Consider the following 12,347-nt stretch of genomic DNA (forward strand, 5'->3'; position numbering starts at 1 on the left):
ATGAAGATGAAATATTTATTGATTGCTGGAGTAGGTTCCAGTCTATTGCTAACAACAATTTCGTTTACTACTCATTTACCAGGGGTAGTTAGTTGGTGGCTTAGTACTGCTGTGGCACAAAGTCCGCAAAAGCAAGCCGCTTTAAAGTTAGTTTTGGCAGCAGAAAAACAGGTTTTAGTTAAGGATGAACAAGGTAAGCAAAAGGCAACATGGCAAGCTTTGAAAAATAATGCAATTGTCCACCCAGGAGATGTGTTGCGGTATACCTTGACTGGAGAAAATACCAGCGATCGCCCCATCAAAAATCTGATACTCAATCCTCCCATTCCCCAAGGCATGGTTTATGTGTTGAAATCAGCAAATTTTCCTGGTAATGCCAAAATTACCTACAGCATTGATGGCGGACGCAGTTTTGTCGAAAATCCCACGATTAAACTGAATCGCCCTAACGGCAAAGTGGAAACTCAACCAGCGCCTGCAACTGCGTACACTCACATCCGGGTGCAACTTCCCTTGGTAGCAGCAAAAACTACAGTTAAGGTAACTTACCAAACTCAGGTACGCTAACTGACGGTTTTTGTGCTGCTTTTGGGCAATATTTATTTACTAGTCAACTGTTGTTCTATTTTCATTTTTAAAACATTGGTTGACTACATCACTACTAATTCATCATTCATAGATACTTACTTCTTCTCGCTAACAATAGTTTTCACTTATAAATAAATGCCTTTATTAACAAATGTTAGGGCGTTTCTGAGGAGTTAAATTCAGTGAGTCGTCCTCATAAAAAAAAACAGATGTATTTTGGTAGTAACTGGCACAAAAGGTTAACACCAATAGTTTTTTTGGTCAGCTTTTTGCATACTAACGCACCCACAATAGCAACCGCGCAAGATACTCGTACAGTTAATCTTATCAACCAAGCTACTTATACTTATCAAGATAATGATCAGAATGTTTCATATCAAGGTACTACTAGTCAACTTAATGTGAATACTAGCTCATTAGTTGACCCATCAGGAAGAATTTTAGGTTGTGGAGGTACGCTTTTAGCAGACTATACAGGTTTTTCTGTGGGTATATATGAACCTAATCCCAGTGACCCCACAGGAACAGAATTAGGGCAATTAGTTTCTTTAACGCGTACAGAACTTCCTGATATTCCTAATAATAATATTCCTGGTGGTAAATCACCTAATAGCGAGAATAGTAATCCCTTTTTGATTACTAATAATCCAGCCGGTGTTTATAATTTCTTACTTGACCCCAACAAAGGTCAAACTGATCCAGGAAGAAAATATATTTTTGTCATCAATCCCCCAGCTAATTCTAGATACCAACAACGTCGGATTAGAATTGATATTCTTGATCGCACAGGTACAGGTAATAACACTGTTGTGCGTTATGCCGCTACTTCTTTAGATGGTCAACCAATCCGTCTTACAGGTGACACCAGAGTAGAAGACACCATTGTTGTAGTACCCAATGCAGAGGTAGTGGGGCTAGATTTATTAGCTTTTGAATTGACAACAAACATGTGTCAAGCACAACAGTTGCAGATTATTAAAACAGGCGATCGCGCCACTGCGGAACCAGGAGATACAGTCATTTATCGCATATCTGTGAAAAATTTAGCTGATATTGGCTTAAATAACCTGGTGGTCACTGATAGCTTGCCTTTAGGCTTCCATTTTATCCCGAAATCTGTCCGGGGCGAGTTAGATGGTCAAGCAGTTAACATTACTAGCGATCGTAATGGTAATACAGTCACCTTCCGCACAGATGCAACTATCCCACCAGAAAAAGTTCTGAATATCGCCTACGCTGCTCAACTTACACCTGATGCACTGCGGGGGAATGGTCGTAATAGTGCGATCGCAAATGCACTGCGAATTGACAACCGTCTAAGTACCAAGGATGGCCCTGCAACCCATCAATTAGTGATTCGTCCGGGGATTGTTGCTGACTGCGGCACAATTATCGGTCGTGTGTTTGAAGATAAAAACTTCGACGGCGAACAGCAATCTGGTGAACCGGGAATAGCAAATGCCGTGATTTTTATGGAAGACGGTAACCGCATCACCACAGATCCCAATGGCTTGTTTTCTGTCGCCAATGTTTTGCCAGGTAGTCATACTGGTGTTCTCGACCTCAGCAGCATCCCTGGCTATACTCTCGCTCCCAACCGGAAGTTCCGCGAACGCAATAGCCAATCTCGCTGGGTACGTCTGGAACCTGGCGGTTTAGTCAGAATGAACTTTGCTGTCACCCCCAGCAGGAGTAAATAAAGTATGAAACCTAAACTGCACGGTGTAACTAGCTTTAATCTCAAGCTGATGGGTGCGATGGCAAGTGCAATCAGCTTTATTTTGTATCCAGCTGTCGTTAAAGCACAAGCATTTATTCCTGAAACAGAAAATAGTCTTCAGGATAATATTCAGACTTTTCCTAGTTTGGATATCTCTGAATTAAATTATGAGCCTTCTGTTAACGCATCAACAAAAACTAATAAGACAAGCGGGAAGGATAATCAGATTGCTGCTTCTTTTTCTGAAATTAACAAACTCACCTCGATTGAACCTCTCTTAACAAAAACCAACATACAATCATTTCAACCCGCAACTGATATTCAGTTACCTAAAGGCTTACGTAAAATTGCGGCATCTGTAGACAATCAAAACCCAACCATCAAAATTCTCACTCCAACTACTGACAGTGTGGTTGATTTACCTGCTGCCAATGTCAGTGTGCAATTTCCTAGTGGTAGTCAGGTAGAATTGCGTGTCAATGGCATCTTAGTAGACTCATCTTTAATAGGACGGACAGAAACTGATAGTACTACCAATTTAGTAACGCAGACATGGTACGGTGTCTCACTTAAAGAAGGAGACAACTTCATCTCTGCACAAGAGGTAGGTAAATCAGAATCATCTGTAACAGCGCGAATAGTAGTGCGGGGTGCGGCAAAAAAACTCACTATAGAAACAGTTGAATCTCGTATCCCCGCTGATGGACGTTCAACAGCAACCATTCGGGGTCAATTACTTGATGAAAATGGCAATCGTTCTAACCGTGATGCTGTTGTTACATTGACATCGACTGCGGGAGAGTTTGTCGAGAAGGACTTCAAGCCTGATGAACCTGGATTTCAGGTAGAAGCGAAAGCTGGTGAATTTAGAGTAACATTGCGCTCAGATTTAAAAGCACAAACAGTCCGCATTCGCGCCACAACCAATGCTTTAGAAGCCTTTACTCAACTGCAATTTGAAACGTCCCTGCGTCCCAGTTTATTAACTGGCGTTATAGATGTTCGCTTGGGTGCTAGAGGTACAGATTATTACGGTAGTTTTCGAGACTTTATCCGTCCAGACAAAGATAAAAAAACTCAATTAGATTTTCACTCAGCCGTATTTGCCACAGGTGCGTTAGGAGAGTGGTTGTTTACAGGTGCATACAACAGTTCCCGCAATCTCAACGAAGATTGTAACTGTGATAATCGTCTGTTTAGAACTTACCAATTTAACGAGCAGAACTATCCAGTTTACGGTGATAGTTCCAAAATAGATGTCGTTGCACCTTCCATAGATAGTGTGTTTTTGCGGTTTGAGCGAAACTCGAAAATTCCTAATGCGGCTCCTGATTTTTTCATATGGGGTGATTACAACACAGAAGAGTTTGCCCGCACATCCCAGCAATATACTTCTATCACCCGTCAACTACACGGTTTTAAAGCTAACTATAACTTTGGAAATCTGCAATTTACAGGTTTTTATGGCAATCATCTAGAAGGATTTCAACGAGATACCATCGCACCTGATGGTACGAGTGGTTATTACTTTCTTTCCCGACGGCTATTAGTTCCCGGAAGTGAAAATGTCTTTATTGAATTAGAAGAACTGAATCGTCCTGGTACTGTACTGAATCGCAAACAACTAAGTCGCGGCCCAGACTACGAAATTGACTACGATCGCGGTACACTAATTTTCCGCGAACCAATTCTCCGCACCGATATAGATAGCACCGGACAAGTTTTGGTACGACGGATTGTTGTTAGCTATCAATACGAAAGCCAAAACTCTGACAGTAATATCTATGCAGGTCGATTGCAATATAACCTCTCCCGCACTTTGAATCAAGAAAGTTGGTTGGGTGCAACTTTCGTTCAAGAAAATCAGGGAATGCGTGACTTTCAACTTTATGGTGCAGATGCGCTGATTTCTCTGGGTAGTAATGGCAGACTAATAGCTGAATATGCCCATTCGACGAACGATTCGGAAGTTATAGGTAAAGTCAGTGGTACTGCTTACCGTTTAGAAGCTGAGGGACAAATTAGCAATGCTATTCAAGGACGTGCTTATTATCGATTTGCCGATACAGGTTTTGCCAATAATGCCACGATTAGCTTTGTTCCTGGGCAAACTCGCTACGGAGCGCAACTAACAGGTAGACTTTCTACAACTACTAATCTTCGGATGCAGTACGACTACGAAGATAATTTTGGCATTGCACCCCAACCTTTAGATACCTTTGAAGAACTATTTGCACCACGTTCGGAAGCCACACCTGGAAGTAAAGTTGATAATTCCTTGACGACGATTTCGGCGGGGATTCAACAACGTTTAGGTAAGGCTACGGTTGACGTTGATTGGATTCATCGCCATCGAGAAGATAGGATTCCGATTAATGCTTTAACTAGTGATTCTCATCAACTGCGATCGCGTCTGGCTTTTCCCATTGTCAAAAACCTGACTTTCGCAGCCCAAAATGAACTAACACTATCATCTAGTGCCGATACTGTTTACCCAGACCGTACCATCTTAGGGCTAAATTGGGCTGCTATCCCTGGTGTCAATATCAGTCTCGCCCAACAGTTTTACAGTAGTGGTCAATTGAGTGGGAATTCTATCACCAGTTTAAGTATTAATGGCGAACACAAACTCGGCACAGACACCACCATAACAACTCGTTACTCAATCTTAGGAGGTGCAAACCAACTAACAACCCAAGGAGCTATTGGTCTGAATAATCGTTGGACAATTGCTCCTGGTTTGCGGCTGAATCTTGCGTATGAACACGTATTTGGCAGCTTCTTTAACTGGACTGCAACAGGACAACAATATGCCCAACCTTTTACAGTCGGTCAAGCAGCTTCATCTATTGGTTTTGAGAGTGGTGATAGCTACAGTGCTGGTCTGGAATACAGTGATAACCCTGAGTTCCAAGCAAGTGCGCGTTATGAGCATCGTACCTCTGCTAGTGGTTCTAATACTGTAATCTCAGCAGCCGCTACAGGAAAAATTTCGCCAGCTTTGACAGCTTTAGTACGCTATCAACAGGCAAACTCAGCCAATCAAAAACTCACGGGCTTGGGTGATACAGTAAACCTGAAACTGGGTTTAGCCTACCGTGACCCCAGCAATGATAAATTTAATGCTTTATTGCGTTATGAATATCGAGAAAATCCAGAGGTAATTCCAGACACTATCCTACTAAATAGTGGTACAGGCTCTCAAGACCATACCTTTGCTTTAGAAGCTATTTATGCGCCTAACTGGCAATGGGAATTCTACGGTAAGTATGCTTTGCGTAACAGTACATCTTACTTAGCTAACGATTTAGTAGGGACTAGTACCGTTAACTTGGCGCAATTTCGAGCTACTTATCGCCTGGGATACAAAATGGATTTAGTCGGAGAGGCGCGTTGGATAGGGCAAGGTAATTATAGTGAAACAGGCTTTGTTGTGGAGACGGGTTATTACCTGTCTCCAAACCTGCGTTTAGCTGCGGGATATGCCTTTGGTAGAGTTGATGACCGCGATTTTTCTGGTGTACGTTCCGCAGGCGGCCCTTATTTGGGTTTAACGTTGAAACTCAACGAATTATTTGACGGCTTTGGACAGCAAAAAATTCCCCCACCACAACGTTAGAAAGTATAAATATAACTTTATTAAGATGGTAGATTTTGCGAGACTTTGGGCAACCTAAAAGCTAAAGACTTGGTAAATGAGTTAATTATCCTTCAGCAATAGTATCTCTGAACTTACCGTGAATGCGGTTTCAATTGACCTCAGGAGCTAGTAACACACCAATGAATCTACTGTACATACATCTTTTAGCATCTAAAAAACGCCCTCTAAAATGCTATGAGAGACTATTCAACAGTGTAGTGCTATCACTATTAACCCTGAGTGTTTGCTCACAAACTGTCCGAGCAGAAGGAAGTCGCACACTTTATCCTAGTGGAGCTACGGGTCATCGCGCCAACATAGAATGGCGTACTAGTACATACGGCAATTTAGTTAAGCGTCGTACCTTACTCAAGGTCTATGCTCAAGCTGGTGAATATATTCTGATGGGGTCTTCTGCTGTCAAAGTTAATAATGGTGATATTCGGGTTTTTAGCCCTGGTGCTGTTACAGGTTCAGTTGGCAACGAAAACATTCCTTCTTCAGCGGCTTTTAGCTGTAAGGCTCAACCAGGAACAAATACAGGTAAAATTACTACTCGTCAGCTAGAGTTAGCTGGGCCTCGTTCTGTTGATGGTACGGGTAACACAAATGGCTATGAACCTTGTTTTTATCAAGCTCCAACAACAGGTATTTATGATATTGTCTTTTCTGGCCCATCAGGAGAGAACTCTGACAGTGAAACTGCTCCCACCGGTGAAATTGATTTAACTAATGCAGACAATTTTAATAGCAAGCAAAGCACCAGTATTGCAGCTTGGGATGTCACAGTCCGCAGCAGTGCAAGCTCAACAACAGATATAAACGGCAGGTTATTCAGTTACTATTTTGCCTTATTTACTGGTGATAACGGTCGATATCTCAATTTTCCTGTCTATCCTGTAACTACAGATGGCTACCAATACGAAATAAAGCTAAGAGGTACAGATCCCAATGGATTTATTCTTTACGGCAATCAAGTGGGATTTTATGACAGTGATGGTAAGACACCGCTTTATCACGATATCCTGGCACAAAATAATACACTTAATCCTCCAGAAGGGGGTACTAGCTTATCTCGTCCGCAATATGCTACATTTTTGAATACCTTAGATTCTACAGTACTTCCATATATTGATCGCTACAGACCCGATGGCACGTTGGATGGCACTGGTATTCCTGCTGTTCCCATTGCACCCACTGTAGATAGTTTAAATTTCATAGGTACAGCTGGGGGAAATACAAGTTCTTTAGGTACAGGCGGTACTTTTACTTTTAACACTAACATAACAGGCAACTACGAAATCGTTATTAGTAGAGACGGTTCAAATTTTGACCCCACTAGCAGCCAAAACCGTGTGCTGCGAGGTGTAATGAATACAGCAGGCGGACAGTCAGTTACTTGGAATGGTAAAGATAATAGTGGTGATAATTTCCCGGTTGGCACTAATTATAACGTCCGCGTCAAGGTTCATTCAGGTGAATACCACTTTCCTTTACTAGATGCAGAGAATAATTTTTCTGGTGGCCCGACAATTACACTGCTGAATAGCACTAATCCACTGGGAAATACCACTGTATTTTATGATGATCGCGGATATACAACCATTGGTGGTACAAGTGTTGGTACTCCAGGGACTGTACTCTGTGGTATTGGTCAACCAAACCCAGCCTTTAGCAATCCGATTTCTGGGTTTAATAGTACTAACAATGACAGGAAATTTGGCCAGTTCGGTAACCTTGGTAATACCAATTCAAAATGCACTGGTTCTTTTGGAGATAGTAAAGGACTGGATTTATGGACGTTTTATCCCAGTAATACTGAACAAACGCCATTAAATATCATTGACTTTGGTGTAACTATCTCTGGCACTTTATATCAAGACAGCGATCGCGGAGATGACTTTGATGCTGGTGAACCTACTTTACCTGCTGGTATTAGTGTCAAACTACTGAGAGCTAGTGATAATTCTGTTGTAACTGTTACTACGACTAAAGCAGATGGTACTTACAGCTTTACAGGTGTAGTGAATGGTAATTATAAAATTCAAGTTGATACCACTAATAGCAACATTCCTGCTGGATTTTCGTTGGGGACACCTAATGACCTAGCTGTTAGTGTCTCTGGCAATGCAATAGTAAATCAAAACTTCGGCTTTGATGTTTACAAAGTCTCGCCTCTAGCAGGCCAAGTCATTATTAATGAAGTACTTTACAGAGAAACATCAAGTAGTGCCAGTACAAACGATGAGTTTATTGAACTATATAATGCTTCGTCGTCACCTGCTGATTTGAGTAGTTTAAAGTTAGCAGATGGTAATCTTATAGTTAATGATACTGATGGTTCATCCGGTGGATTTACTTACACATTTCCTAATGGGACAACTTTACAACCTGGACAATACGCTGTTATTTGGATAGGTTCAAAAAACGCTAGTACCCAAGCTACAGGAGCATCTTTTCAAGATTGGTTAGGGTTGTCTTCTAGACTCAATAATAATGGCGATGATGTCTGGTTATACGATAGTCAAAATCAGATTATTGATTACGTTGCTTATGGGGCGAATAACGGCATTAACACACCCCCGCCAAGTTCTCTCAATCTTTGGGACAGCGCTTATCAATCGTCCCTGGCTGGGGCTAGTAGTGGTCAGTCGATTAGCTTAACTCGCAATGGCAATGACACTAATACTAGTGCTTGTTGGGAACAATCTACTAGTAACAGTGCCAGCAATAGATGTTCTACTTATTTACCAACCAGAGATACTGATGGTATTGGTAATCGAATTACTAGTGTTGGTCTAAGCAATAATGGTAGTAGCGCCAGCTTACTGTTAGTAAAACGTATCACCCGGATTAACAATCAAGATGTAACTGATATTGTTGATGGTCGCAGTGATGTGCCTACAAGTGCTAACAATTATGTCCTATCGCCGCGTGACGTTGATGATAATGATCCTAAATGGCCTAGTGGCTACTTGCGAGGACAAATTAATGCTGGTGCTGTTAAATCAGGAGATGAATTAGAATACACAATTTATTTTCTCTCGAACGGTGGCAATAGCGCTAATAATGTCAAATTCTGTGATTTAATTCCAACTAATAGCAGTTTTGTCACAACAGCTTTTAATGGTCTAACTCCTAATGATGGTGGTTCCGCAGGAGACCAAGGTATTGCACTGGCTGTTGGTTCTGCTACACCGACTGTATATTTTAGTAATGCCGTAGACACTGACCGGGGAGCTTTTTACGCAGCTAATAGTTCATCTACGCCTGCAAGCTGTGGTAATAATACGAATGGAGCTGTAGTAGTAAATATTACAAAAGCTTCTGTTTTGTCCAGTTTACCGCCAGCTACTGGACAAGGTACACCAACTAATTCTTATGGTTTTATTCGGTTCCGTGTCAAAATCAAGTGAGCAAGTTTTGCGATCGCTATACCCATACACTCTATTGTGGTATTAATTACCTCAAGTGGCTGAAAAATTAAGTTGCACAGGGTATGGCACAACCAATTCGGATTCTTTTACAGACGACGATTCCTACCACTGAAAACGACTGGAGCATTGTTCGTTTTTCTATGCTACAGGAGTATTTGGCATCGATTCAAGATGAAGTGGGCAATTCTTTATTTGAAGTTGTAGCACGCGATCGCCACTCAGATGCAGAAGGTAATGATCCTATTTTAGGTAGCCTTGATCAATCTGATTTTGACGAACTTTGGTTATTTGCTTTAGATGTCGGTGACGGTTTAACAGCCAAAGATATTGCCGGAATTAATGCTTTTCGACGACGCGGTGGCGGTATTTTAACTACGCGCGATCATCAAGACATGGGGTGTTCCATGTGCGATTTAATTGATATTGGCGATATCCATTATTTCAATACCAAAAATCCTGACCCTGATGAATCTCGCTGGAGTCGAGATGACCCGTATACAACTTATATTTCTTGGCCTAACTATCATTCAGGAGCAAATGGTGACTATCAAAAAATCACGGTTGTTGAACCTGTTCACGAACTATTGAAAAATCCTAATTCACCTTCAGGAAAGATTGAGTTTTTCCCTGCACATCCTCACGAAGGCGGTATTGGTATACCTCCAAGTAATCCTAATGCGCGAGTAATTGCTTTAGGAAAAAGCTTAGTTACAGGTCGTGATTTTAATTTGATTGTGGCAATTGACCATTACCAAGATGCACAAGGTAATAACTTAGGGCGTACTGTAGCTAACTCTAGTTTTCATCATTTTGTTGATTACAACTGGGATATTACAAAAGGCTGTCCTAGTTTTGTTGATGAACCCCCAGGAGATGGCATGAAAAATGATCCACGCGCTTTAGAAGATATTAAAACCTATGTTCGTAATTTAGCTTTGTGGCTGGCAAAAAAAGTGTGAAGTGTGAAGTGTGAAGTATGAAATGAAGAAATTCTTATAGTCAGGCTTGCAGCAATTTATAATGGATGATTTGTTTACGCCTAACTGTACTAGTACGTTACTACGAAAATAAGCAGACCATTAGAAATGGGTAAAAAGCCTGCTCTATAAGTATTTTTTCTTTTTACTTTTGCTTTGTTGTACTAACGTATTGTCAAGATGAAGCATGAAGGATGAAGTATGGAGTAAAAAATTTCATACTTCATACTTCATACTTCATACTTTTAATTACGCTTCATCTAAAGCCGCAATACCGGGCAGAACTTTACCTTCGAGTAATTCTAAGCTTGCGCCGCCACCGGTAGAGATATGGCTCATTTGGTCAGCCAAACCTACTTTTTCAACAGCCGCTACAGAGTCACCGCCACCGATAATAGTGGTTGTACCTGTTTTGCTAATATCTGCTAAAGTACGAGCGATCGCTTCTGTACCAACAGCAAATTTATCAAACTCAAATACACCCATTGGCCCGTTCCAAATTACAGTCTTGCAATCAGCTAAAGCTTCTTGGAAAACTTTTACAGAGTCAGGGCCAATATCCAAGCCCATACCATCAGCAGGGATGTTGTCAATGCTGACAGTGGTTGCATTGGCATCAGGTGCAAATTTATCAGCCGACACGATATCTGTAGGTAGCAAGAAGGTAACGCCTTTTTCTTTAGCTTTTGCTTCCAAAGATTTCGCTAGTTCTAGCTTGTCTTCTTCTACCAAAGATTTACCAACATTCAAACCACGGGCTTTGTAGAAGGTGAAAATCATGCCACCGCCAATGATCAGTTTGTCGCACTTCTCTAGTAGAGTTTCGATAACGCCGATTTTGCTGGAAACTTTGGAACCACCCACAATTGCTGCCAAAGGACGTTGGGGATTTTCAATCGCACTTTGGAGGTACTGCAATTCTTTTTCAATCAGATATCCAGCAACAGAAGGACTCAGATAATGGGTTACACCTTCTGTAGAAGCATGAGCGCGGTGTGCTGTACCAAAAGCATCATTTACGTAAAAATCAGCATTAGCTGCTAGTTTCTTCGCAAATTCTGGATCATTTTTCTCTTCTTCTTTGTAAAAGCGGACATTTTCCAGCAACAGTACTTGGCCATTTTGTAAAGCCGCTACTTTAGCCGCCACTTCATCACCAATACAGTCATCGGTTTTAACAACTTCTTGCCCTAACAACTCAGAGAGGCGCTTGGCAACAGGCGTTAGGCGCAGTTTCTCATCTACACCTTTGGGACGACCAAAGTGGCTTGCTAGAATGACCTTAGCGCCCTTCTGCGTCAAATCTTTGATGGTTGGTAAAGCGGCGCGAATGCGAGTATCATCTGTGATGTTGCCTTGGTCATCCACAGGCACGTTAAAGTCAACTCGCACGAAAGCGCGTTTACCTGAAATATCAGCCGCAGATAAACTTGCTAAAGTTTTTTTGGACACAGCCGAACCCTCCTGATTGCCTTTTTGTTATCGTTTTGAAAGTATAACCATCAAGATTTTACCGGAGTCTGGGGTGCGGAGGAGAGATATGTTTAAGACAGTCTTATTTCCAATCGATCAAAGTCGGGAAGCACGAGAAGCTGCTGATGTAGTTGCCAATGTCGTGCAGCAGTATGGTAGTCGCTTGGTAGTACTATCTGTGGTGGAAGAACCCGCCGCAGAATCACCAAGCGCTGATCCGATGGTTTCACCAGAGGTAGTTGCCAAACTTCTCGAAAATGCTCAAGCTTTATTCTCACAAGCGGGTATTCAAGCTGAAGTTTTGGAACGGCAAGGTAAACCCGCATTTACTATTTGTGATGTTGCTGATGAAATCGGTGCAGATCTAATTATTATGGGTTGTCGCGGACTCGGCTTAACTGATGAGGGTGCGACTGATAGCGTTACAACACGAGTGATTAATCTTTCTCCTTGCCCAGTTTTGATAGTGCCTTAATCGTGTTGAGTAGTTCGTGCAGCTAATACATATTGTC

At 41.7% G+C, this 12,347-nt stretch carries 7 protein-coding genes; 6 read left to right on the forward strand and 1 reads right to left on the reverse strand.

Annotated features, from left to right (window positions below):
* Nucleotides 1–6: 6 nt before the first annotated feature.
* The 5 genes from ACMX3D_RS11680 (at nucleotide 7) to ACMX3D_RS11700 (ending at nucleotide 10,344) form a co-directional block, all read left to right on the forward strand.
* A complete protein-coding gene (locus ACMX3D_RS11680) occupies nucleotides 7–567 on the forward strand; it encodes a hypothetical protein (RefSeq protein ID WP_482752323.1) in 561 nt (186 codons plus the stop codon).
* A gap of 230 nt (nucleotides 568–797) precedes the next feature.
* Entirely contained in the window at nucleotides 798–2,288 is a 1,491-nt protein-coding gene (locus ACMX3D_RS11685; RefSeq protein WP_482752324.1) for a hypothetical protein, read from the forward strand.
* Between the two features lie 3 nt (nucleotides 2,289–2,291).
* Complete coding sequence (locus tag ACMX3D_RS11690; RefSeq protein ID WP_482751578.1) at nucleotides 2,292–5,927, forward strand: TonB-dependent receptor; 3,636 nt, start codon at nucleotides 2,292–2,294, stop codon at nucleotides 5,925–5,927.
* 239 nt (nucleotides 5,928–6,166) lie between these two features.
* Nucleotides 6,167–9,364 carry a lamin tail domain-containing protein gene (locus tag ACMX3D_RS11695; protein WP_482751579.1) on the forward strand — a complete coding sequence of 1,066 codons (3,198 nt, stop codon included), beginning with the start codon at nucleotides 6,167–6,169 and terminating at the stop codon, nucleotides 9,362–9,364.
* Between the two features lie 83 nt (nucleotides 9,365–9,447).
* The gene (locus ACMX3D_RS11700) at nucleotides 9,448–10,344 is read left to right on the forward strand and encodes a hypothetical protein (RefSeq protein WP_482751580.1); all 897 of its coding nucleotides are present in this window, start codon (nucleotides 9,448–9,450) and stop codon (nucleotides 10,342–10,344) included.
* A 267-nt stretch (nucleotides 10,345–10,611) separates the two neighbouring features.
* Here ACMX3D_RS11700 and ACMX3D_RS11705 read toward each other — a convergent pair whose 3' ends face one another.
* Nucleotides 10,612–11,814 (reverse strand): phosphoglycerate kinase, encoded by a 1,203-nt coding sequence (locus tag ACMX3D_RS11705; RefSeq protein WP_482751581.1) that lies wholly within the window; start codon nucleotides 11,812–11,814, stop codon nucleotides 10,612–10,614.
* 88 nt (nucleotides 11,815–11,902) lie between these two features.
* On the opposite strand from ACMX3D_RS11705, the gene ACMX3D_RS11710 reads away from it, so the two are divergent.
* Complete coding sequence (locus tag ACMX3D_RS11710; protein WP_482751582.1) at nucleotides 11,903–12,310, forward strand: universal stress protein; 408 nt, start codon at nucleotides 11,903–11,905, stop codon at nucleotides 12,308–12,310.
* Nucleotides 12,311–12,347 lie beyond the last annotated feature (37 nt).

It is taken from the genome of Anabaena sp. TISTR 8404 (genome assembly GCF_056847745.1).